The 21,048-nt window shown below is 71.6% G+C and carries 23 protein-coding genes and 5 tRNA genes; 10 read left to right on the top strand and 18 right to left on the bottom strand.

Annotated features, from left to right (window positions below):
* The first annotated feature begins 100 nt into the window (after positions 1-100).
* The gene (gene rpmB / locus ACZ66Z_RS26475) at positions 101-286 is read left to right on the top strand and encodes a 50S ribosomal protein L28 (protein ID WP_003957616.1); all 186 of its coding nucleotides are present in this window, start codon (positions 101-103) and stop codon (positions 284-286) included.
* A gap of 103 nt (positions 287-389) precedes the next feature.
* On the opposite strand, the gene thiD is transcribed toward rpmB, so the two are convergent.
* Positions 390-1,184, bottom strand: coding sequence for a bifunctional hydroxymethylpyrimidine kinase/phosphomethylpyrimidine kinase (gene thiD / locus ACZ66Z_RS26470; RefSeq protein ID WP_469937864.1), 795 nt, complete (start codon positions 1,182-1,184; stop codon positions 390-392).
* A complete protein-coding gene (locus ACZ66Z_RS26465) occupies positions 1,181-2,143 on the bottom strand; it encodes a thiamine-phosphate kinase (protein ID WP_469937863.1) in 963 nt (320 codons plus the stop codon). Before ACZ66Z_RS26465 ends, thiD begins: the two co-directional genes overlap by 4 nt.
* Positions 2,144-2,376: 233 nt before the next feature.
* On the opposite strand from ACZ66Z_RS26465, the gene ACZ66Z_RS26460 reads away from it, so the two are divergent.
* Complete coding sequence (locus tag ACZ66Z_RS26460; RefSeq protein WP_017947604.1) at positions 2,377-2,610, top strand: Lrp/AsnC family transcriptional regulator; 234 nt, start codon at positions 2,377-2,379, stop codon at positions 2,608-2,610.
* 23 nt (positions 2,611-2,633) lie between these two features.
* Positions 2,634-3,128, top strand: coding sequence for a DUF3515 domain-containing protein (locus tag ACZ66Z_RS26455; protein WP_469937978.1), 495 nt, complete (start codon positions 2,634-2,636; stop codon positions 3,126-3,128).
* Between the two features lie 21 nt (positions 3,129-3,149).
* Here the strand turns inward: ACZ66Z_RS26455 and ACZ66Z_RS26450 are convergent, their stop codons facing one another.
* The 3 genes from ACZ66Z_RS26450 to ACZ66Z_RS26440 all read right to left on the bottom strand — a co-directional run bounded on the left by ACZ66Z_RS26450 (position 3,150) and on the right by ACZ66Z_RS26440 (position 6,120).
* Positions 3,150-4,289, bottom strand: a complete 1,140-nt coding sequence (locus ACZ66Z_RS26450) for a D-alanine--D-alanine ligase family protein (RefSeq protein ID WP_469937862.1) — start codon at positions 4,287-4,289, stop codon at positions 3,150-3,152.
* 80 nt (positions 4,290-4,369) lie between these two features.
* A complete protein-coding gene (locus ACZ66Z_RS26445) occupies positions 4,370-5,371 on the bottom strand; it encodes an NAD(P)H-dependent glycerol-3-phosphate dehydrogenase (protein WP_469937861.1) in 1,002 nt (333 codons plus the stop codon).
* The gene (locus ACZ66Z_RS26440) at positions 5,368-6,120 is read right to left on the bottom strand and encodes a lysophospholipid acyltransferase family protein (protein ID WP_469937860.1); all 753 of its coding nucleotides are present in this window, start codon (positions 6,118-6,120) and stop codon (positions 5,368-5,370) included. Before ACZ66Z_RS26440 ends, ACZ66Z_RS26445 begins: the two co-directional genes overlap by 4 nt.
* 126 nt (positions 6,121-6,246) lie before the next feature.
* Here ACZ66Z_RS26440 and cofC point away from each other — a divergent pair, with 126 nt between their 5' ends.
* Together cofC and ACZ66Z_RS26430 are read left to right on the top strand one after the other, a co-directional pair.
* Positions 6,247-6,912 carry a 2-phospho-L-lactate guanylyltransferase gene (cofC, locus tag ACZ66Z_RS26435; RefSeq protein WP_469937859.1) on the top strand — a complete coding sequence of 222 codons (666 nt, stop codon included), beginning with the start codon at positions 6,247-6,249 and terminating at the stop codon, positions 6,910-6,912.
* A 10-nt stretch (positions 6,913-6,922) separates the two neighbouring features.
* Positions 6,923-7,132 carry a hypothetical protein gene (locus ACZ66Z_RS26430; protein WP_469937858.1) on the top strand — a complete coding sequence of 70 codons (210 nt, stop codon included), beginning with the start codon at positions 6,923-6,925 and terminating at the stop codon, positions 7,130-7,132.
* Positions 7,133-7,191: 59 nt separating this feature from the next.
* On the opposite strand, the gene ACZ66Z_RS26425 is transcribed toward ACZ66Z_RS26430, so the two are convergent.
* From ACZ66Z_RS26425 to leuC, 4 genes are all read right to left on the bottom strand, one after another.
* Positions 7,192-7,896 carry an HU family DNA-binding protein gene (locus ACZ66Z_RS26425; protein WP_469937857.1) on the bottom strand — a complete coding sequence of 235 codons (705 nt, stop codon included), beginning with the start codon at positions 7,894-7,896 and terminating at the stop codon, positions 7,192-7,194.
* A 143-nt stretch (positions 7,897-8,039) separates the two neighbouring features.
* A complete protein-coding gene (locus ACZ66Z_RS26420) occupies positions 8,040-8,267 on the bottom strand; it encodes an SCO5555 family protein (RefSeq protein WP_015036430.1) in 228 nt (75 codons plus the stop codon).
* Positions 8,268-8,371: 104 nt separating this feature from the next.
* Complete coding sequence (leuD, locus tag ACZ66Z_RS26415) at positions 8,372-8,965, bottom strand: 3-isopropylmalate dehydratase small subunit (protein ID WP_469937856.1); 594 nt, start codon at positions 8,963-8,965, stop codon at positions 8,372-8,374.
* Positions 8,966-8,971: 6 nt separating this feature from the next.
* Positions 8,972-10,396: a 3-isopropylmalate dehydratase large subunit gene (leuC, locus tag ACZ66Z_RS26410; protein WP_469937855.1), complete on the bottom strand. Its 1,425-nt coding sequence runs from the start codon at positions 10,394-10,396 to the stop codon at positions 8,972-8,974.
* A 140-nt stretch (positions 10,397-10,536) separates the two neighbouring features.
* Here leuC and ndgR point away from each other — a divergent pair, with 140 nt between their 5' ends.
* The gene (gene ndgR, locus ACZ66Z_RS26405) at positions 10,537-11,253 is read left to right on the top strand and encodes an IclR family transcriptional regulator NdgR (protein ID WP_005311436.1); all 717 of its coding nucleotides are present in this window, start codon (positions 10,537-10,539) and stop codon (positions 11,251-11,253) included.
* A 125-nt stretch (positions 11,254-11,378) separates the two neighbouring features.
* On the opposite strand, the gene ACZ66Z_RS26400 is transcribed toward ndgR, so the two are convergent.
* The 9 genes from ACZ66Z_RS26400 to ACZ66Z_RS26360 form a co-directional block, all read right to left on the bottom strand.
* Positions 11,379-11,451: transfer RNA gene (locus tag ACZ66Z_RS26400), tRNA-Glu, on the bottom strand.
* A gap of 42 nt (positions 11,452-11,493) precedes the next feature.
* A tRNA-Gln gene (locus tag ACZ66Z_RS26395) sits at positions 11,494-11,565 on the bottom strand.
* A gap of 18 nt (positions 11,566-11,583) precedes the next feature.
* Positions 11,584-11,659: transfer RNA gene (locus tag ACZ66Z_RS26390), tRNA-Glu, on the bottom strand.
* Positions 11,660-11,720: 61 nt separating this feature from the next.
* Positions 11,721-11,793 (bottom strand) — tRNA-Glu (locus ACZ66Z_RS26385).
* 40 nt (positions 11,794-11,833) lie between these two features.
* Positions 11,834-11,905: transfer RNA gene (locus ACZ66Z_RS26380), tRNA-Gln, on the bottom strand.
* Between the two features lie 95 nt (positions 11,906-12,000).
* Positions 12,001-12,723, bottom strand: coding sequence for an HAD family hydrolase (locus tag ACZ66Z_RS26375; RefSeq protein ID WP_469937854.1), 723 nt, complete (start codon positions 12,721-12,723; stop codon positions 12,001-12,003).
* A 65-nt stretch (positions 12,724-12,788) separates the two neighbouring features.
* On the bottom strand, positions 12,789-14,264 hold the full coding sequence (gltX, locus tag ACZ66Z_RS26370; protein WP_469937853.1) for a glutamate--tRNA ligase: 1,476 nt from the start codon (positions 14,262-14,264) through the stop codon (positions 12,789-12,791).
* Entirely contained in the window at positions 14,257-15,042 is a 786-nt protein-coding gene (locus ACZ66Z_RS26365; protein ID WP_469937852.1) for a fumarylacetoacetate hydrolase family protein, read from the bottom strand. Before ACZ66Z_RS26365 ends, gltX begins: the two co-directional genes overlap by 8 nt.
* A 162-nt stretch (positions 15,043-15,204) precedes the next feature.
* On the bottom strand, positions 15,205-15,408 hold the full coding sequence (locus ACZ66Z_RS26360) for a hypothetical protein (RefSeq protein ID WP_469937851.1): 204 nt from the start codon (positions 15,406-15,408) through the stop codon (positions 15,205-15,207).
* Positions 15,409-15,976: 568 nt separating this feature from the next.
* Here ACZ66Z_RS26360 and ACZ66Z_RS26355 point away from each other — a divergent pair.
* From ACZ66Z_RS26355 to ACZ66Z_RS26340, 4 genes are all read left to right on the top strand, one after another.
* Positions 15,977-19,792 (top strand): sensor histidine kinase, encoded by a 3,816-nt coding sequence (locus tag ACZ66Z_RS26355; protein ID WP_469937850.1) that lies wholly within the window; start codon positions 15,977-15,979, stop codon positions 19,790-19,792.
* Between the two features lie 9 nt (positions 19,793-19,801).
* Positions 19,802-20,215, top strand: a complete 414-nt coding sequence (locus ACZ66Z_RS26350; protein ID WP_015036421.1) for a roadblock/LC7 domain-containing protein — start codon at positions 19,802-19,804, stop codon at positions 20,213-20,215.
* Positions 20,216-20,380: 165 nt separating this feature from the next.
* Positions 20,381-20,785: a DUF742 domain-containing protein gene (locus ACZ66Z_RS26345; RefSeq protein WP_469937849.1), complete on the top strand. Its 405-nt coding sequence runs from the start codon at positions 20,381-20,383 to the stop codon at positions 20,783-20,785.
* On the top strand, positions 20,766-21,048 hold a 283-nt coding region (locus ACZ66Z_RS26340; RefSeq protein ID WP_469937848.1), incomplete at its 3' end, for a GTP-binding protein. The genes ACZ66Z_RS26345 and ACZ66Z_RS26340, both read left to right, overlap by 20 nt.

Here is a 21,048-nt window from a genome sequence, read left to right as displayed (position 1 = left end):
TTGCCCGGTTCAAACCGGGCCGTTCCCCGGCAAGCCACTTCAGACTCCTGATTCCGGTGCGCCGGATTTCACTGTAAATCTGAAGTCTTTGGAGTGACCCGTGGCTGCCAACTGCGACGTCTGCGGCAAGGGGCCGGGCTTCGGCAACAACATTTCGCACTCGCACCGCCGTACGTCCCGTCGCTGGAACCCGAACATCCAGCGCGTGCGTGCCGTGGTCGGTCGGACGCCGAAGCGGCTCAACGTCTGCACCTCGTGCATCAAGGCCGGCAAGGTCTCGCGCTAATTGCGACGTTCCGTCGTAGCGCAGCCCCTGCGGTTGCCTTGAAAGGCCGGTTCACCTCGGTGAACCGGCCTTTTGCCATGCCCGGGGACCGGCGGGGCACCTTCTAGGCCCGGAACCGCCACCCGTGGTCGACCGGTCCGATGCCCGAGCCCAGGGCGAACCCGGCGGCGATGGCGCCCGTCACGTACTCCTTGGCCTGCCGCACCGCCTCCGGCACCGCCAGGCCCTTGGCGAGCCCGGAGGCCACCGCCGAGGCGAGCGTGCAGCCCGTCCCGTGGGTGTGCCGGTTGTCGTGGCGCGGGGCGCGCAGCCAGTGCTCCTCGGTGCCGTCCGTGAGCAGGTCCACGGCCTCCCGGCCGGTGGGCAGGTGCCCGCCCTTGATCAGGACCCAGCGCGGCCCGTACGACAGGACCGCCTCGGCGGCCGTCCGCATGTCGCCCTCGTGGACGACGTGGACACCGGTGAGCTGCGTCACCTCGTCCAGGTTGGGGGTGGCGACGGTCGCGACCGGCAGCAGCTTCGTCCGGACGGAGTCGAGCGCGGTCTCGGCGAGCAGCGGGTCGCCGTGCTTGGAGACGCCGACCGGGTCGACGACGACGGGGGCGTCGACGGGGGCGAGGAGTTCCGCCACCGTCTCCACGAGCGCGGCCGTGGCCAGCATCCCGGTCTTCACGGCCCGGACGCCGATGTCGTCGACGACGGCCCGGTACTGGGCGCGCACGGCCTCCACGGGAAGCTCCCAGACGCCCTGGACGCCCCGCGAGTTCTGGGCGGTGACGGCGGTGAGCACGCTCATGCCGTGGACGCCGAGCGCGAGCATCGTCTTCAGGTCGGCCTGGACGCCGGCGCCGCCGCCGGAGTCGGATCCGGCGACGGTCAGCACCAGGGGGGGATTCACTCGGTCTCCCCGAAGTGGTCCCAGCCGCCCGCGCTGTGCCAGGGCGCGCCGTCCACGGTGACCTGCGGCAGGGCCGAGGGGTGGAGGACCTCGCCGATGACCTTCCAGCGGGCGGGCAGCTTCACGTCCGGCGGGAAGGTGGCCACGATGGCGTGGTCCTCTCCCCCGGTGAGCACCCACTGCATGGGGTCGACGCCGACGGCCTGGCCGATGTCGTTCATCTGGGTGGGGATGTCGATGAGTCCCGAGCGCAGGTCGATGCGGACCTTGCTGGCCTCGGCGATGTGCCCGAGGTCGGCGATGAGGCCGTCGCTGACGTCGCACATGGCGGTGGCGCCGAGCCCGGCGGCGGCCGGGCCCGCGTGGTACGGCGGTTCGGGCCTGCGGTGGGCCTCGACGAAGGCGCGCGGGGAGCGGAAGCCGCGGGAGAGCACCGCGTATCCGGCGGCGGACCAGCCGAGCCAGCCGGTGTAGGCGACGACGTCGCCGGGCTCGGCGCCACCGCGGGTGACCGGGTCGTGGTTGCGGAGGTCGCCGAGGGCGGTGATGGAGACCATGATCGTGTCGCCGCGCACGACGTCGCCGCCGACCACCGCCGCGCCCGCGACCTGACATTCGTCGCGCAGCCCGTCCATGAGTTCCGTGGGCCAGGTGACGGGGAGTTCGGCGGGGACGACGAGGCCGAGGAGGAGCGCGGTGGGGACCGCGCCCATGGCGGCGATGTCGGCGAGGTTCTGTGCGGCGGCCTTGCGGCCGACGTCGTACGCCGTCGACCAGTCGCGGCGGAAGTGACGTCCTTCGAGGAGGATGTCCGTGCTGGCCACCACGCGCCGGTCGGGGGCCGAGACGACCGCGGCGTCGTCACCGGGCCCGATCCGTACCGCCGGGGTGGAGGTGAGCCGGGACGTGAGCTCCCTGATGAGCCCGAACTCTCCCAGCTCTCCGACTGTGCCCTTCACCGCGTCTCACCTCGTGTCTTCGTGCCGGCCGGCGGGCGGGGGCGCGTCGTCTCGCGCCGCGGGTCGCGGGCCGTCACCGTGCTGGGTACCGTCAAGTAGACCGTCAACTTCTGTCCTGCGTACGCCACACCCCGAGCGCCTCCGGACGCGCGGGTCTCCCCGTGGCCCGCGGCGACGCGGTACCGTGGCGTCCCTTTCTCCCACAAGATCCTCGTGGTCGCCCTGGAGGTTCCGTGGTTCAGGCGTACATCCTCATCCAGACCGAGGTGGGCAAGGCGTCGACCGTCGCCGACACCATCTCCAAGATCCCGGGGGTCATCCAGGCCGAAGACGTGACAGGACCGTACGACGTGATCGTGCGCGCGCAGGCGGACACCGTCGACGAGCTGGGCCGCATGGTGGTCGCCAAGGTCCAGCAAGTGGACGGCATCACGCGCACCCTCACCTGCCCGGTCGTTCATCTGTAGCCCCCGTCTACGCTTGGCCGGTGATGTCTTCCCACCGGCCCTTCGGCCTGCCCGCCGCCGCAGCGGTCGCCGTCCTGCTGTCGGCCGCCGCCGGTTGTTCCCCGCCGGACGCCGAGGCGTCCGTCGTGGTCCCGAGACCGCCGACGGAGGAGGCCGCCCTCTGCCAGGCGCTGGCGAAGGAGCTTCCCGACACCGTGGCGGGTCTTGCGCGGAGTGACCCGGAGCCCGGCTCCGAGTTGACCGCCGGGTGGGGTGACGGTGCGATCGTACTGCGCTGCGGGGTCCCCCGGCCCGAAAAGATGAGCGACCCGAAGGCGCAGGGCGTCTCCGCGAACGGCGTGCGCTGGATGCTGGAGCAGCGGGAGGGCGACGGGCCCCGTTTCACCTCGGTGTACCGGAAGACGTACGTCGAGGTGGCGCTGGACGAGCGGTACGCGCACGACGCCGGCCCGCTCACGGACCTCGCGGGGCCCGTGGAGCGGACCGTGCCGTGCGCGCTGGAGCCGGAGTGCGGGTGACCGCACCCCGGCCCGACTCCCCTAGCGCAGGCCCGTGGAGCGGGACAGCGCGGCCTGGACGAGCCGGTCGACGAGCTCGGGGTAGCTCACGCCGCTCTCCTGCCACATGCGCGGGTACATGGAGATGGGCGTGAAGCCCGGCATGGTGTTGATCTCGTTGATGACGAAGTCGCCGTCCTCGGTGAGGAAGAAGTCGGCGCGGACCAGGCCCTCGCAGGACACGGCCTCGTAGGCGGCGACGGCGAGGCGCTGGACCTCGGCGGTGGCCTCGTCCCCGATGGGGGCGGGCACGATGCCGGAGGCCGAGTCGATGTACTTGGCCTCGAAGTCGTAGAAGTCGTGGTCGGTGACCGGCGGGATCTCGGCCGGGACGCTGGCGCGCGGCCCGTCCTCGAACTCCAGGACGCCGCACTCGATCTCGCGGCCGCGCAGCAGCGACTCGACGAGGATCTTGGGGTCGTGGCGGCGGGCCTCCTCGACGGCCTCGTCCAGGCCGGAGAGGTCGTCGACCTTGGTGATGCCCATGGAGGAGCCGCCGCGGGCCGGCTTCACGAAGAGCGGCCAGCCGTGCTCGGCGGCGAACTCGACGATCTTCTTGCGGGCGGCGGCGGGGCTCTGCTCCCACTCGCGCGGCCGGATGACCTCGTACGGGCCGACGGGGAGGCCGAAGGAGACGAAGACGCGCTTCATGTACTCCTTGTCCTGGCCGACGGCGGAGGCGAGGACACCCGCGCCGACGTAGGGGACGCCGGAGAGCTCCAGGAGGCCCTGGAGGGTGCCGTCCTCGCCGTAGGGGCCGTGGAGCACCGGGAAGACCACGTCGACCTCGCCGAGGGCCTTGGGCACGGCGCCGGGCTCGGTGAGGACGACCTCGCGGTTGGCGGGGTCGACGGAGAGGACGACGCCGCCCTCCTCGGACTCGGCCAGGTCGGCCACGTTCGGCAGGGCGCGGTCGGCGATGGCCATCCGCTCGGGGGCGTCGGCGGTGAGCGCCCAGCGCCCGTCCGTCGTGATGCCGATGGGCAGCACGTCGTACTTGTCCCGGTCGATGGCGCTCAGGACGGCGCCCGCCGTGACGACGGAGATGGCGTGCTCGGAGCTGCGTCCGCCGAAGACGACGGCCACGCGCGGCTTGCGGGGGCTCTGGGTGTTCTCGCTCATATCGCGATGAGCGTACCTTGCGACTCCCGAACTGCTGAGCGCCCCGCTCGCACGCGCGCGTACGGCTCACACGGCCGGGCTCAGCGGCGTTCGGGCTTGGCCGAACGCGACATGAGCTCCTTGAGGGCGACGACGGGCGGCTTGCCGTCGTGGACGATCGAGACGACGGTCTCGGTGATGGGCATGTCGACGCCGTGGCGGCGGGCCAGATCGAGCACGGACTCGCAGGACTTGACGCCCTCGGCGGTCTGCTTGGTGGCCGCGATGGTCTCCTGGAGGGTCATGCCCCGGCCGAGGTTGGTGCCGAAGGTGTTGTTCCGGGAGAGCGGCGAGGAGCAGGTGGCGACGAGGTCGCCGAGGCCCGCGAGGCCGGAGAAGGTGAGCGGGTCGGCGCCCATGGCGAGGCCGAGGCGGGTGGTCTCGGCGAGGCCGCGGGTGATGAGCGTGGCCTTGGAGTTGTCGCCGAGGCCCATGCCGTTGGCGATGCCGACGGCGAGGCCGATGACGTTCTTGACGGCGCCGCCGAGTTCGCAGCCCACCACGTCGGTGTTGGTGTACGGGCGGAAGTACGGGGTCATGCAGGCGGTCTGGAGCCGCTGGGCGACCGTCTCGTCGGAGCAGGCGACGACGGCGGCGGCGGGCTGCCGGGCGGCGATCTCCTTGGCCAGGTTGGGGCCGGTGAGGACGGCCACGCGGTCGGCGGGCACGTCGGCGACCTCGGTGATCACCTCGCTCATCCGCTTGGCGGTGCCGAGTTCGACGCCCTTCATGAGGGAGACGAGGACGGTGTCGGGGGCGAGCACCGGCCGCCAGGCGGCGAGGTTGCCGCGCAGGGTCTGGGAGGGGACGACGAGGACGGTGAAGTCCGCGTCCGCGGCGGCCTCGGCGGGGTCCGCGGTGGCCGTGACGCCCCGCGGGAGTTCGACGCCCGGCAGGTAGTCGGGGTTGACCCGGCCGGCGTTGATCTCCTCGGCGAGTTCGGCGCGGCGGCCCCAGAGGCTCACCTCGCAGCCCGCGTCGGCGAGCACCATCGCGAAGGCGGTGCCCCAGGATCCGTTGCCGAAGACGGCTGCCCTGGTCACTTGGCGCCCCCCTCGGCGGCCTTGCGGCGCTGCTCCAGGCGGGCCTTGCGGTGGTCGTACGGCTCGTCGGGCGCCTTCTCGCCGCGGACCTCCTCCAGGAGGGCGGTGATGGCGGCCATGATGACCTCGGTGGCCTCGCGCAGGACGTCGGGCGTGGGCTCCAGGCCGTGGAAGCGGGAGAGGTCGACGGGCGGTCCCGCCTGCACGATCAGCGTCTTGCGGGGGAACAGGCGGAACTTGTTCTCCTTGGCGTACGGCGGCATCGCGAGGTTGGCGCCCCACTGGGCCACCGGGATGACGGGGACCTGGGTGAGCAGCGCGACCCGGGCGGCGCCGGTCTTGCCGGCCATGGGCCACATCTCGGGGTCGCGGGTGAGGGTGCCCTCCGGGTAGAAGGCGACGCACTCGCCGCGCTCGATGGCGTCGACGGCGGCGCGGAAGGCGTCGAGCGCGTTGGTCGTCTCGCGGTAGACGGGGATCTGGCCGGTGTTGCGGAGCATCGTGGCGACGAAGCCGCCCTTGAAGAGTCCGGCCTTGGCGAGGAAGCGCGGGACCCGGCCGGTGTTGTACTGGTAGTGCGCGTAGGACAGCGGGTCCAGGTAGGAGTTGTGGTTGACCGCGGTGATGAAACCGCCGTCGGCCGGAATGTGCTCCATGCCGCGCCAGTCCCGCTTGAACAGAACCACCAGGGGGGGTTTGGCGATGACCGCCGCGAGGCGGTACCAGAAGCCGATTCTGCGGCGGGGCACTCGGACACCTTTCTCCGGGACTGGCTGGCAGGGGGCCAAGTGTCGCCCCGTGCTCCTGGTCTGTCGAGTGACACCGTACGCCCCGGGAACTCCGGCGGACCGCGTGGGCGGGACAGAATGGTCCCGATGAAGACGCTGCCCCCGATGCGCACCGGCGCCGACGACGGCTGGTCCCTGGTCGTCCCCCTGAAGCCCCTCGCCCTGGCGAAGAGCAGGCTGGCCGCGGCGACGGGCGGGCGGCTGCGCCCCCGGCTCGCGCTGGCGTTCGCCGAGGACACGGTGGAGGCGGTGCTGAACTGCGCGCGGGTGCGCGATGTGGCGGTCGTCACGGACGATCCGGTGGCCGGCCCCGCGCTCGCGGCGCTGGGCGCGCGGATCGTGCCGGACTCCCCGGCGGCGGGGCTCAACGCGGCGCTCGCGCACGGGGCCCGTGCCGTGCGCTCCGGGCGGCCGCACGCGCGCGTGGCGGCGCTCAACGCGGACCTCCCGGCGCTGCGGCCCGCGGAGCTGACCCGGGTCCTGGACGCGGCCGGCAATTTTCCGAGGGCATTTCTCGCGGATGCCGCCGAAATAGGTACGACATTCCTCTCGGCGGCACCGGGGGCGGAATTGGAACCGGCATTCGGGGGCGCGTCGAGGCTGCGGCATTTGTCTTCGGGGGCGGCCGAAATCCGGCTCGCCGGGGTGGATTCCGTGCGCCGGGACGTGGACACCGGCGAGGACCTGGCGGCGGCGCTGGCGCTGGGGCTCGGTCCGCGGACGGCCGCCCGGTGGGCGGCGGTGGCCGGATAGGCTGCGGTCCATGCAGGCGACCGCGTTCACGTACGACCCCGAGACCCGCAGCGGCAGCGTGCTGCTCGACGACGGCACCCCCGTGGAGTTCGGGGCGGAGGCCTTCGAGGCGGGCGGGCTGCGGCTGCTGCGGCCGGGGCAGCGGGTGCGGATCGAGGCCGAGCCCGGCACGTCGGGCCCGGGGCTCCGGATCACCCTGGTGACGCTGCAGACCTTCTGAGACGCGCCGCGGGCCGGGCTCCCGGAGGGGAGCCCGGCCCGGCGGGTCGGTACCGCGTCCTACTTCTTGGCGGCGGTCTTCTTGGCGGTCGTCTTGCGCGCCGTCGTCTTCTTGGCGGGCGCCTTCGTCGCCGTGGCCTTCTTCGCGGCCGGCGCGGTCTTCTTGGCGGTGGCCTTGGTCGCCTTCTTCGCGGCGGCCGTGGTGGTCTTCTTGGCGGCGGCGCCGGTCTTCTTCGCCGCGCCCGTCGTGGCCTTCTTCGCCGGGGTCGCCTTCTTCGCGGCGGCGGTGGTGGTCTTCTTGGCGGCGGCGGTGGTCTTCTTCGCCGCGGCCGTCGTGGCCCTCTTCGCCGGGGTCGCCTTCTTCGCGGCGGCCTTCTTGGCGGTGGTGGCCTTCTTGGCGGCGGCCTTCTTCACGGTCGCGGAGGCGCCACCGGTGAGGCTGCCCTTGGGGGCCTTCTTGACGGAGACCTCGCCGCCCTTGGGGAGCTTCTTCGAGCCGCTGACCAGGTCCTTGAAGCCCTGACCTGCACGGAAGCGCGGGACGGAGGTCTTCTTGACCCGGACGCGCTCACCCGTCTGCGGGTTGCGGGCGTAGCGGGCCGGACGGTCGACCTTCTCGAACGAGCCGAAGCCCGTGACCGAGACCCGGTCACCGGCCACCACGGCGCGCACGATGGCGTCGAGCACGTGGTCGACGGCTTCGGCGGCCTGCTGACGACCGCCCATCTTGTCGGCAATCGCTTCTACGAGCTGCGCCTTGTTCACGTCTTCCCCTTCGGAGACATTGCCAGAACGAAAGTGTTCAAGCTTTTTCGCACGTTAGGCATGTATATACCGCAAATCAAACACGAAACGGTCTAATCACCCTAGTGCCGCAACGCGGAAGTTCCGTTGCGGAGTTCCTGGTGTCAGTCGTCCTCTGGGAATCGGCCCTCATCGAGGTCCTTCATCAACCGGTCGAGGCGCGTCGCCGCGTCCTTGAGATCGTGCTTCGCCGCTGCCGTGACGACCAGCAGCTTCCGGGACAGCGCCATCCTTACGCCCTCCGGGACTTGCAGTGAGCGCACCCTTGTGTGTGCTTCTTTCAATCGGGCGGCGACTGCCTCGTAGAGCTCGAGTTGGCTGTCGCGTTCCATGCACCGATTGTGCCATCTAGGGCGAGTTGTCGCCCGACAGGGTCTCAACAAGCGACTGCGCCCCCCACCGGTCGGTGGGGGGCGCAGTCTTGGAAAAGCGCTGCTCAGGCCGTAATTGTACGGGGCTTGAAGGCCGGCCGAGAGGTCTCGTACGCGGCGATGTCCGCTTCGTTCTGAAGGGTGAGGCTGATGTCGTCGAGGCCGTTGAGCAGGCGCCAGCGGGCGTTCTCGTCGAGCTCGAAGTCGGCGTCGATCCCGGGGGCGAGGACCTTGCGGGCCTCCAGGTCGACGGTGACCTCGGCGGTCGGGTCGGCCTCGGTGAGCTCCCAGAGGGCGTCCACCGTCTCCTGCGGGAGGACGACGGTGAGCAGGCCGTTCTTCAGCGAGTTGCCGCGGAAGATGTCGGCGAAGCGGCTGGAGATCACGGTCTTGAAGCCGTAGTTCTGCAGCGCCCAGACGGCGTGCTCGCGGGAGGAGCCGGTGCCGAAGTCGGGGCCGGCGACCAGGACCGTGGCGCCCTGCCGCTCGGGGCGGTTGAGGACGAACGCGGAGTCCTTGCGCCAGGCCTCGAAGAGACCGTCCTCGAAGCCGTCGCGGGTGACCTTCTTCAGCCAGTGCGCCGGGATGATCTGGTCGGTGTCGACGTTGCTGCGGCGCAGCGGGACGGCCCGGCCGGTGTGCGTGGTGAAAGCTTCCATGGTTCCTCAGACCCCCGCGGTGGTGGCGACGTCGGACAGATCGGCCGGGGAGGCCAGGTGGCCCAGCACGGCGGTGGCGGCGGCGACCTGGGGGGAGACCAGGTGGGTGCGGCCGCCCTTGCCCTGCCGGCCCTCGAAGTTGCGGTTGGAGGTGGACGCGGAGCGCTCGCCGGGGGCCAGTTGGTCGGGGTTCATGCCCAGGCACATCGAGCAGCCCGCGTGCCGCCATTCGGCGCCGGCCTCCTTGAAGACCTTGTCCAGGCCCTCTTCGACGGCCTGCAGGGCGACCCGGACCGAGCCGGGGACGACCAGCATGCGGACGCCGTCGGCGACCTTGCGGCCCTCCAGGAGGGAGGCCGCGTTGCGCAGGTCCTCGATGCGGCCGTTGGTGCAGGAGCCTACGAAGACGGTGTCGACCTTGATGTCGCGCAGCGGCTGTCCGGCGGTCAACCCCATGTACTCCAGGGCCTTTTCGGCGGCGAGGCGCTCCGAAGCGTCTTCGTACGAAGCCGGGTCGGGGACGTTCGCCGAAAGCGGCGCGCCCTGGCCCGGGTTGGTGCCCCAGGTGACGAACGGCGCCAGCGCGGCCGCGTCGATCACGACCTCGGCGTCGAAGACCGCGTCCTCGTCGGACTTGAGGGTCTTCCAGTACGCGACGGCGGCGTCCCAGTCCTCGCCCTCGGGGGCGTGGGCGCGGCCCTTCAGATAGGCGAAGGTGGTCTCGTCGGGGGCGATCATGCCCGCACGGGCGCCGGCCTCGATCGACATGTTGCAGATGGTCATCCGGGCCTCCATCGAGAGCTTCTCGATGGCGGAGCCGCGGTACTCCAGGATGTAGCCCTGGCCGCCGCCGGTGCCGATCTTCGCGATGATCGCCAGGATCAGGTCCTTGGCGGTGACGTCCGCGGGCAGCTCGCCGTCGACCGTGATCGCCATGGTCTTGGGGCGGGCCAGCGGCAGCGTCTGGGTGGCGAGCACGTGCTCGACCTGGCTGGTGCCGATGCCGAAGGCCAGCGCGCCGAAGGCGCCGTGCGTGGAGGTGTGCGAGTCGCCGCAGACCACGGTGGTGCCGGGCTGGGTCAGGCCCAGCTGCGGGCCCACGACGTGGACGACGCCCTGCTCGACGTCGCCGAGCGGGTGCAGCCGGACGCCGAATTCGGCACAGTTCTTGCGGAGGGTCTCCAGCTGGGCGCGGGAGACCGGGTCGGCGATCGGCTTGTCGATGTCGAGGGTCGGAGTGTTGTGGTCCTCGGTGGCGATGGTGAGGTCGAGGCGCCGCACCTGCCGGCCGTTCTGCCGGAGACCGTCGAAGGCCTGGGGGCTGGTCACCTCGTGCAGCAGGTGCAGATCGATGAAGAGGAGGTCGGGCTCGCCCTCGGCGCGCCGGACGACGTGGTCGTCCCAGACCTTCTCCGCGAGTGTCCTACCCATCGCTTTCCCTCCGGCCGACGTCTACGCCGGCACAACTAGAGACCCGTTTCGCGGGCCGTTGTGCGGCCGCCTCACCAGAGTGACGGGTTCCTCGGAAAATTGAACTTGCGTTTCACAGAGTGAGACGCGAATATCGTTGCATGGACAACTCTAGCGGCGTAGGCGTTCTCGACAAGGCAGCCCTTGTCCTGAGCGCCCTGGAGTCCGGTCCGGCCACCCTCGCAGGACTGGTCGCGGCGACGGGACTCGCACGACCCACGGCACATCGCCTCGCCGTGGCACTGGAACACCACCGGATGGTGGCGCGCGACATGCAGGGCCGGTTCATCCTCGGACCGCGCCTGGCGGAGCTCGCCGCCGCGGCCGGCGAGGACCGCCTGCTCGCGACCGCGGGCCCCGTTCTGACGCACCTGCGCGACGTCACCGGCGAGAGCGCCCAGCTCTACCGGCGCCAGGGCGACATGCGCATCTGCGTGGCGGCGGCCGAGCGGCTCTCGGGCCTGCGGGACACGGTCCCGGTCGGCTCGACGCTGACCATGAAGGCCGGCTCGTCCGCGCAGATCCTGATGGCCTGGGAGGAGCCCGAGCGGCTGCACCGCGGCCTCCAGGGCGCCCGCTTCACCGCGACGGCCCTGTCGGGCGTGCGGCGCCGCGGCTGGGCCCAGTCGATCGGCGAGCGGGAGCCGGGCGTGGCGTCCGTCTCCGCGCCCGTGCGCGGCCCCTCGAACCGCGTGGTGGCCGCCGTCTCGGTCTCGGGCCCCATCGAGCGCCTGACGCGCCACCCGGGCCGCATGCACGCCCAGGCGGTCATCGACGCCGCCGCCCGCCTCTCCGAGGCGCTCCGCCGCAACGGCTGAGCTCCTCCGTCCCTCCTGTTCGCACCGGCCCACCGCTCCAACGCCGCAGCGGTGGGCCGGAGTTGTGCGCACGGCGCCGAACAGCGAAGAAGCCCTCCCCCGAAGGGAAGGGCTTCCTCGTCTCGTACCCCCGACCGGATTCGAACCGGCGCTACCGCCTTGAGAGGGCGGCGTGCTAGGCCGCTACACAACGGGGGCAAGATCTTGCTTCCACGCGACGGATCGCCTGGATTCACTGCGCTGGCCTACCTGGACTCGAACCAAGACTAACTGAACCAGAATCAGTCGTGCTGCCAATTACACCATAGGCCACTGGTGGCTTAGACCAGTTGGTACCCCCGACCGGATTCGAACCGGCGCTACCGCCTTGAGAGGGCGGCGTGCTAGGCCGCTACACAACGGGGGCCCTAGCGATCCTGCATCGGGTTCACCGGGAGCGACCCTGGTGATCCCGCGGGAAGGATCTGTACCCCCGACCGGATTCGAACCGGCGCTACCGCCTTGAGAGGGCGGCGTGCTAGGCCGCTACACAACGGGGGCTTCGTGGATGCCATCCACAGGTGCAGATGAGCTCTGCGAGCTGGCCTACCTGGACTCGAACCAAGACTAACTGAACCAGAATCAGTCGTGCTGCCAATTACACCATAGGCCACCGGAACGTGATCACTTCGGGAAGGGATCCTGCTCGGCTTGCGCTTCCGGGGCTTTCCGGCCTTTCGGCCCGTTCCCCTCGGCGCAGAAAGAACATTACCCGAAGGTGGACGGTGCTCCAAAACGCGTATCCGCACGCAGCAGCGCGGGCAGCTGACGGAGGTCGGTGATCCGGGTCAGCTCGGGCCTGCCGCCCGTCCCCGCCCGGTCCAGCCAGATCCCCCGTAGGCCCGCCTCCACCGCGCCCCGGGCGTCGATGTCCGGCTGGTCCCCGACGTACGCCACCTGGTGGGGACGCAGGTCCAGGGCGGCGCAGGCGGCGTGGAAGGCCTCCGGGGCCGGCTTGGCCACCCCCAGCTCGGCGGCGCACACCACGGCCTCGAAGCGGTCCCGCACGCCCAGCGCGCGGAGCTTGTGCTCCTGGTTGTGGATGCTGGAGTTGGACAGCACCCCGTGGCGGTAGTCACGGGCCAGCAGGTCGAGGACGGGCACGGTGTCGGGGAAGAGCTCCCAGGCGGCCTCGTAGTGGATCACGTACCGGTCGAACCAGCCGTCGGCCTCGGCGGCGGTGAGCGCCGGCCGGGCGAGGAAGTCGCGGACCCGGTCGCGCCGCTGGTCCCGGAAGTCCCCGCCCTCCGTCTCGTACCGGCGCCAGTGCAGCTCCGTGAGCTCCCTCCAGCGCCGCAGGGCCTCCTCCGCGGAGTCCCAGGCGTCGAGCAGCCCCTCGGCCGCGAGGTGCGCCCGCATCCCGGTCCGGTCCGCGCTCGCGTAGTCGAAGATCGTGTCGTCGACGTCCCAGAGCACCGCGCGGATGGTCATGGAGACGACGGTACCCCCGTCCACGGGCGTGGGACGGGGGTACCGGTGCGCGGCCGCGGCGCGGATCAGCCGGCGAGCTTCGCCAGGGCGGCGTCGACGCGGGCCAGGGTCTTCTCCTTGCCCAGGATCTCCAGGGACTCGAAGAGCGGCAGGCCGACCGTGCGGCCGGTGACGGCGACGCGGACCGGGGCCTGCGCCTTGCCGAGCTTGAGGCCGTGGGCCTCGCCGGCGGCCAGGACGGCGTTCTTGAGGGACTCGGGGTCGCTCCAGTCGGCCGCGTCGAGCTTCTCGCGGGCGGTGGTGAGCAGGGCCGCGGGCTCGCCCTTCATGGCCTTGTCCCACGAGGGCTGGTCGAAGACCGGCTCGGGCAGGAAGAGGAAGTCCACGTTGGCCGTGATGTCCGAGAGGACGGTCAGGCGGGTCTGGGCGTGCGGCGCGACGGCCTCCCAGGCGGCCCGGTCGAAGTCCTCCGGCGCCCAGGGGGCGTGCGGGGCCCGGAGCCAGGGCTCGCAGGCCGCGGCGAAGGCCTTCACGTTCAGCATCCGGATGTGGTCGGCGTTGATCGACTCGGCCTTCTTGAGGTCGAAGCGCGCCGGGTTGGCGTTGACGTCGGCGATGTCGAACTTCGCCACCATCTCGGGGATGGTGAAGATGTCCTGGTCGGCCGAGAAGGACCAGCCGAGGAGCGACAGGTAGTTCAGCAGGCCTTCGGGGAGGAAGCCGCGCTCCCGGTAGAGGTTGAGGGAGGCCTGCGGGTCGCGCTTGGAGAGCTTCTTGTTGCCCTCGCCCATCACGTACGGCAGGTGCCCGAAGGAGGGGATCTCCTTGGCGACGCCCAGCTCGATCAGCGCCTTGTAGAGCGCGACCTGGCGCGGGGTGGAGGAGAGCAGGTCCTCGCCGCGCAGGACGTGGGTGATCTCCATCAGGGCGTCGTCGACCGGGTTGACCAGGGTGTAGAGCGGGGCGCCGTTGGCCCGGAGGATGCCGTAGTCCGGCACGTTCTCCGGGGTGAAGGTGAGCTCGCCGCGGACCAGGTCGGTGAAGGTGATCGGCTCGTCGGGCATCCGGAAGCGGACGATCGACGCGCGGCCCTCGGCCTCGTACGCGGCCTTCTGCTCGGCGGTGAGGTCGCGGCAGTGGCCGTCGTAGCCGGAGGGGCGGCCGGCGGCGCGGGCGGCCTCGCGGCGCTCGTCGAGCTCCTCGGTGGTGCAGTAGCAGGGGTACGCGTGACCGCCGGCGAGCAGCTTGTCGGCGACGTCCTTGTAGATGTCCATCCGCTGCGACTGGCGGTACGGCGCGTGGGGGCCGCCCACCTCCGGGCCCTCGTCCCAGTCGAGGCCGAGCCACTTCAGCGAGTCGAGGAGCTGTTCGTACGACTCCTCGGAGTCGCGCGCAGCGTCGGTGTCCTCGATGCGGAAGACCATGGTGCCCTGGTTGTGCCGGGCGAAGGCCCAGTTGAAGAGGGCGGTGCGGACCAGGCCCACGTGGGGGTTGCCGGTCGGCGAGGGACAGAAACGGACGCGGATGTTCGCGTTAGCCACGCTTGATCACCTTATTGGTGAGAGTGCCGATGCCTTCGATGGTGACGGCGACCTCGTCGCCGACGTTGAGGGGGCCGACCCCGGCGGGGGTGCCGGTGAGGATGACGTCGCCGGGGAGCAGCGTCATGGCCTCGGTGATGTGGACGACCAGGTCCTCGATGGAGCGGATCATGTCGCTCGTCCGACCCAGCTGGCGCTGTTCGCCGTTGACCGTGGCCTGGATGGTCAGGTCGTTCGGGTCGAGGTCGGTCTCCACCCAGGGGCCCAGCGGACAGCTCGTGTCGAAGCCCTTGGCGCGGGCCCACTGGGCCTCGCGCCGCTGGACGTCGCGGGCGGTCACGTCGTTGGCGCAGGTGTAGCCGAAGATCACGTCCTTGACGCGCTCACGGGGGACCTCGCGGCACATGCGGCCGATCACCACGGCCAGTTCGGCCTCGTGGTGCAGCTCGCTGGAGAAGGAGGGGTGCTCGATGGCGTCGCCGGGGCCGATCACCGAGGTGGTGGGCTTGAAGAAGGCGACGGGGACGTCGGGGACCTCGTTGCCGAGTTCGGCGGCGTGCTCGGCGTAGTTGCGGCCGATGGCCACGACCTTGTTGGGGAGCACGGGCGGCAGGAGCCGTACCTTGCTCAGCGGGACCTTGGTGCCGCTGAGCTCGAAGTCGGTGTACGGGATGCCCTTGATGATGTCGAGGACGAGGCCGCCGGACTCGACGGTTCCCTCGCCCTCGACGGCGCCGAAGGCCACATTGCCGTCGATGGAGAATCTGGCGATGCGCACGAGTGCTGTCGCCCCTCACTTGGTGCTGGCTGGAGTCTGACGCTCCAGGCTAACGCGGCGAGGGGGCGGCCGACCGGCGATGTCACCGGCGCCGACGCGGGGCCCCGGGGTGTTCGGGGCCCGGGGCGCCCGGGGGTCCGGAGTGCTCGGGGCCCGGGGGTGCTAGCGCGTCGCGGAGGCGTACGGCTGGGGCTCGTAGGGGGCGGGGGCCTGCATCAGGACGGTGCGGCGCGGGTTGGCCGTGTTGCCGGGCAGCTCCACCGGGTACTCCGGCCGGGCGCCCCGGCCGAGCTCTGCGGCGTCCGAGAGGTGGACGAGGGTGGAACGGCGGGGGTTGGCCGTGGTGCGGAGCGTCGTCGTCTTCATCGCGGTGATCAGACCTTGTTCCGGGACGGGCACCCGTACGGGCGCGAAGGGGTGTAAAGCGTCAGGCTAAACATGCGTTTCCCTTCGAATGCATGGCTAAGACATCGATTCGGGTGTGAGTTTGCTCACCAATCGCCTTACATTTCGGGCATTACGGACCGTCCCCGGTCGTCACGGAAAGGGACATTCCGCCACTGAACAATCCATTCCGCTCCTGATCATGTCGACTGGGACACACGGGGATGCCCGACCATTGGGAGGGAAAAGTCCGAATCCTCCGTGATCATCTTCTACATGGGGTGACGCTCCGCGCACGCGTTGTCATACCCCTCCCCCCGCGACACGCGGCCCTTGTTGGAGATCCGGCACTGTGCTGGAATTCCACGCACCGCCGCGGGTTTCAAGCCGGCGCGCAGGGGGCGCAACGCAGCGCCGGCCGAGTGGCGGGAAAGGGGGAACTGCGCCGGTCACCGACGACCACCTTGGGTGCGCCACGCACCCCGATCGACGCCGACACCGTCCTCTCCGTTCATCCGGAAGGACGCCTGGTCCAGAGGTTGCGACGCTAGTGCAGGGACGTTTCAAGAGGGATGGCTCGGGGTCTCCCCAGGCCCGCCAGGGCCGAGCGGATGCTCCGGCGGAGCAGGAACCGCGTGCCGGGACCGACCGCGGTCCCTCGGCCCCGCACACCCCGAACCAGGGTCAGGGACCGTCCGGCGACGGCGGTGAGGGCGGCAGGCGCGCGAGCGCCGCGGCCACGTCCGCCGAGCCGTCCGCCACACCCCCCAAGGCCCGGGCCGAGAACGAGGTCGGCCCCCGAATAGCCCTGCGCAACTGGCGCATCTCCACGCGCCTCGTCGCGCTCCTCACCCTCCCCGTGGTCGCGGCGACCACCCTGGGCGGCATCCGCATCAGCGACTCGCTCCAGGACATGGAGCAGCTCGACCACATGCAGCTGCTCACCAGGCTGACCCGGGAGGCCACGGGCCTCGCCCAGGCCCTGCAGGCCGAGCGCGACCTGTCCGCCGGCCCGCTGGCCAACGGCCGCCCGGTCAGCGACTACCAGGTCGCCAACCCCCGCCGGAAGACGGACCGCGAGTACAAGGCCTTCCTGGAGGCCACCGAGGACATCCCGGCCACCGAGGGCGACGAGGCGCTGCGCAGCATCCGCCAGAACGTCAGCCAGATCGCCTCGCAGGTCACCGAGCTCCACTCCATCCGGAGCAGCGCCTACGAGAAGGGCGTCTCGCACTCGGTGACGGTCGAGGCGTACAGCCGCCTCATCCGCTCGCTCCTCAGCCTGTCCCAGGACATGGCGCAGGCGACCAGCAACCCCGAGATGATCAAGCGGACCCGCGCGCTCGCCGCGTTCTCGTCCGCCAAGGAGTACGCCTCCATCCAGCAGGCGATCATCGCGGCCGCGCTCCCCCCGAGCGACCGGACCTCCGGCAGGCTCCAGCAGGGCGACCGCCTCTACGGCGAGGCCGCCCTCAACAGTGAGGGCGTCGAGCTCAAGTCCTTCCAGGCGATCTACGAGTCGACCGGCGGTGACGCCGCGGAGCGGACCGAGTCGCTGAACTCCGGCGACCCGTCGATCAACGCCGCCAACAAGTACGCCGAGCGCGTGCTGAACTCGGACGACGCGATGCCGAACGGCACGCCCCGCGGTCACCTGAACTTCACCGACGAGTACAGCACCAAGATCTCCGCCATGAACCGCATCGAGGCGGGTCTGCTCGGCGACATGGAGACGATGGCCCGTGAGCTGAAGCAGGAGTCGCAGCGCGACGCCATCATCAACGGTGCGCTGATCCTCCTCGTCCTCGGCGTCTCGCTCATCGGCGCCTTCGTCGTGGCCCGGTCCATGATCCGCTCGCTGCGCCGGCTCCAGGACACCGCGACCAAGGTCGCCCAGGACCGCCTGCCCGAGCTCGTCAAGCAGCTCTCCGAGTCCGACCCGCAGGACGTCGACACCTCCGTCGAGTCCGTCGGCGTGCACTCCCGCGACGAGATCGGCCAGGTGGCCGCGGCCTTCGACGACGTGCACCGCGAGGCGGTCCGCCTCGCCGCCGAGCAGGCCCTCCTCCGGGGCAACGTCAACGCGATGTTCACCAACCTCTCGCGCCGGTCCCAGGGCCTCATCCAGCGTCAGCTCTCGCTCATCTCCGAGCTGGAGTCCCGCGAGGCCGACCCGGACCAGCTCTCCTCGCTGTTCAAGCTCGACCACCTCGCGACCCGCATGCGCCGGAACGGCGAGAACCTCCTCGTCCTCGCCGGTGAGGAGCCGGGCCGCCGCTGGACCCGCCCGGTCCCGCTGGTCGACGTCCTCCGTGCCGCCGCCTCCGAGGTGGAGCAGTACGAGCGCATCGAACTGGCCGCGGTCCCGGCGACCGAGGTCGCCGGCCGCGTCGTCAACGACCTCGTGCACCTCCTCGCCGAGCTGCTCGAGAACGCCACCTCGTTCTCCTCCCCGCAGACCAAGGTCCGGGTCACCGGTCACGCCCTGCCCGACGGCCGCGTGCTCGTCGAGATCCACGACACCGGCATCGGCCTCTCCCCCGAGGACCTCGCCGCGATCAACGAGCGGCTCGCCTCGCCGCCCACCGTGGACGTCTCCGTCTCCCGCCGCATGGGTCTGTTCGTGGTCGGCCGCCTGTCCCTGCGGCACGGCATCCGGATCCAGCTGCGCCCGTCCGACTCGGGCGGCACCACCGCGCTCGTCATGCTCCCCGTCGACGTCGCCCAGGGCGGCAAGAAGCCCATGCCCAAGCCGGGCGCGGGCGGTCAGGGCGGGATGCCGCAGGGCCAGGCCCCCGGCGGTCGTCTCCCCGGCGGCCCCGGCGCGGCCGGTGGCCCCGGCGCGGCCGGTGGCCCCGGCGGCGGACGTCCGGGCCAGGGCGGTGCCCCGTCCTCGGCGGCCGGTCGCCTCGGCACCGGTGCCGGTGCCGCGCGCGGCCAGGTCGGTGCGAGCGGCCCCCGGGCCGCGCTGCCCGCCCGTGACGGTGCCCCGCCCGCCGGCGGCCCGCAGGGCGCGCCGCAGTCCCGCACCCCGCAGCCGCAGAACGCGCAGCTGGACCAGACCGGCCGGCTGCCGCAGGTCCCGCAGGCCCCCCGGTCGCCCGAGGCACTGCGTCCGGGTCCCGGCGGGAGCGGCCTCATCGGCGGCGCCGCGAGCGCCATCCCGTCCCGTACGGACGTGTGGGGCAACCAGTCCGGTCCGCAGACGCCGCAGCAGCAGCCGCAGCAGCCGCAGTCCCAGGGCAACCAGCAGGGCGGGTACGACCTCCCGCGCGCCGAACTGCCCGGCGGCAACCCGCAGGCGCAGCAGCAGCGCCCGCAGGCCGCGAGCTGGGGCAACGACCCGCAGCAGCAGCCGGTCCGGCGCCCGCAGCAGGAGATGTCCCCGCTGGATGCCCCGCGCGGTCACGAGGAGCCGGACCCGGCGGGCCTGTTCGGGTCCCCGGCGGCTCCGCAGGGCCCCGGTTCCACGGGCCAGTTCCCGCGTCCGGACTTCGGCGCCCCGCAGCCGCAGGCTCCCCAGCAGCCGCAGGCCCCGCAGGCCTACCAGGGCGGTGCGCAGGACCCGGCGTCGACGGCGCAGTTCCCGCGCCCCGACTTCGGCGCCCCGCAGGGTCCCGGCTCCACCGGCCAGTTCCCGCGTCCGGACTTCGGCGCCCCGCAGCCGGCACCGCAGCAGCCGCAGGCCCCGCAGCCCCAGGCGTACCAGGGCGGCCAGCAGCAGCAGTTCGGCCGGCAGCCCTTCGTGCCGCAGGCGCAGCAGCAGGCCCAGCCCCCGGCGCCGCGCCAGCGGGGCGGCGACGACTTCGGCGCCCCGCAGCAGCCGCAGCCCCAGCAGCAGCAGCTCCAGCAGCCGCGCCGTCCGGAGGCCCTGCCGCCGGCCGGTGGCGCGGGCGACGGTCGTACCCCGCTGTACGACACGCTGGAGACCAGCTGGTCGCACCAGGAGCAGGCGCGGCAGGCGGATCCGGCTCAGACGACGCAGACCCCGGTCGTGTCGCAGCCGTCCGCTCCGGCACCCCGTCCGGCCGGCGACCCGGCCGGTGACGGCGGCCGCCAGAACGGCGGGGCCGCCTGGCGGACCTCGCCCAACGACGAGCTGGTGCGCCAGGCGGAGCGGGTGCGCAAGCCCGCGGCCGGCGGCGTCACCACCTCCGGCCTTCCGCGCCGTGTGCCGAAGGCCAACCTCGTACCCGGGACCGCACAGGAGCAGGCCCACACGGCCGGCCCCCAGGTCTCGCGTGCACCCGACGACGTCCGCGGCCGGCTCACCAATCTGCGCCGCGGCATCCAGCAGGGCCGCCAGGCCGGCAACTCGACCACGGGTAGCCACCACCTCGGTCCGAACCATCAGCAGGAGCGTTAGTTGAACGCGATGAGCCAGGCGGCGCAGAATCTGAACTGGTTGATCACCAACTTCGTGGACAACACCCCCGGGGTGTCGCACACGGTGGTGGTCTCCGCCGACGGACTCCTGCTGGCCATGTCCGAAGGGTTCCCCCGCGACCGCGCCGACCAGCTGGCGGCGGTCGCATCCGGACTGACCTCGCTGACCGCGGGCGCGTCCCGGATCTTCGAGGGCGGACCCGTGGCACAGACCGTGGTGGAGATGGAGCGCGGCTTCCTCTTCCTCATGCAGGTCTCCGACGGCTCCTCGCTGGCCGTGCTCGCCCACCCCGAGTGCGACATCGGCCTCGTGGGCTACGAGATGGCGCTGCTGGTCGACCGGGCCGGCAGCGTGCTCACCCCGGATCTCCGCGCGGAGCTCCAGGGCAGCCTGCTCCACTAGGTCACGCACCGCGGACGGACCCCACATCCGTCCGCGTCCACCGACCGACAGGGCGGTACGCCCCTCCGTACCGTTCTGGGCACTGTTCATCGTCCGGCCGCCCCACCCGGCCCCCCACCGGCCCCATCAGACGGCAGAGGTCTTGCTGTCACGCCCGGAGGATTCATGACCCCGCCCCCCGCCTCTCACGATCCGTACGGCGCCTCAGCCGACGAGTACGGGTACGAGGGCGACCAGCCGCTGGTGCGTCCGTACGCCATGACCGGTGGCCGGACCCGGCCGCGCTACCAGCTCGCCATCGAGGCGCTGGTCAGCACCACGGCCGACCCGGCACACCTCGCCACGCTCCTCCCGGAGCACCAGCGGATCTGCCACCTCTGCCGCGAGGTCAAGTCGGTGGCCGAGGTGTCGGCCCTCCTGTCGATGCCGCTCGGCGTCGCCCGGATCCTCGTGGCCGACCTGGCGGAGGCCGGCATGGTGGCGATCCACCAGCCGGGCAACGGAGAGACCGGCGGCACGCCGGACGTGACACTGCTCGAAAGGGTGCTCAGTGGACTTCGCAAGCTCTAGCGGCGGCGCGGCCAGATCGACCACCAGCGCGAAGATCGTGGTGGCGGGCGGCTTCGGCGTGGGCAAGACCACGTTCGTCGGCGCCGTCTCGGAGATCGACCCGCTGCGTACCGAGGCCGTCATGACCTCCGCGTCGGCCGGCATCGACGATCTGACGCACACCGGCGGCAAGACGACGACGACCGTCGCCATGGACTTCGGCCGCATCACCCTGGACCAGGACCTGATCCTCTACCTGTTCGGCACCCCCGGACAGGACCGCT

The sequence above is a fragment of the Streptomyces sp. NPDC107498 genome, from assembly GCF_055582805.1.
Note: the sequence above shows the minus strand (reverse complement) of the source record. Positions and strands in the feature narration are given on the sequence as shown.

Excerpts from the sequence above, each read along its gene's own strand:
- ACZ66Z_RS26455 (WP_469937978.1), top strand. The coding sequence starts at position 2,634 with ATGTCTTCCCACCGGCCCTTCGGCCTGCCCGCCGCCGCAGCGGTCGCC.
- ACZ66Z_RS26450 (WP_469937862.1), bottom strand. The coding sequence starts at position 4,289 with ATGAGCGAGAACACCCAGAGCCCCCGCAAGCCGCGCGTGGCCGTCGTC.
- cofC (WP_469937859.1), top strand. The coding sequence starts at position 6,247 with ATGAAGACGCTGCCCCCGATGCGCACCGGCGCCGACGACGGCTGGTCC.
- ACZ66Z_RS26430 (WP_469937858.1), top strand. The coding sequence starts at position 6,923 with ATGCAGGCGACCGCGTTCACGTACGACCCCGAGACCCGCAGCGGCAGC.
- ACZ66Z_RS26420 (WP_015036430.1), bottom strand. The coding sequence starts at position 8,267 with ATGGAACGCGACAGCCAACTCGAGCTCTACGAGGCAGTCGCCGCCCGA.
- leuD (WP_469937856.1), bottom strand. The coding sequence starts at position 8,965 with ATGGAAGCTTTCACCACGCACACCGGCCGGGCCGTCCCGCTGCGCCGC.
- leuC (WP_469937855.1), bottom strand. The coding sequence starts at position 10,396 with ATGGGTAGGACACTCGCGGAGAAGGTCTGGGACGACCACGTCGTCCGG.
- ndgR (WP_005311436.1), top strand. The coding sequence starts at position 10,537 with ATGGACAACTCTAGCGGCGTAGGCGTTCTCGACAAGGCAGCCCTTGTC.
- ACZ66Z_RS26375 (WP_469937854.1), bottom strand. The coding sequence starts at position 12,723 with ATGACCATCCGCGCGGTGCTCTGGGACGTCGACGACACGATCTTCGAC.
- ACZ66Z_RS26360 (WP_469937851.1), bottom strand. The coding sequence starts at position 15,408 with ATGAAGACGACGACGCTCCGCACCACGGCCAACCCCCGCCGTTCCACC.
- ACZ66Z_RS26350 (WP_015036421.1), top strand. The coding sequence starts at position 19,802 with ATGAGCCAGGCGGCGCAGAATCTGAACTGGTTGATCACCAACTTCGTG.
- ACZ66Z_RS26345 (WP_469937849.1), top strand. The coding sequence starts at position 20,381 with ATGACCCCGCCCCCCGCCTCTCACGATCCGTACGGCGCCTCAGCCGAC.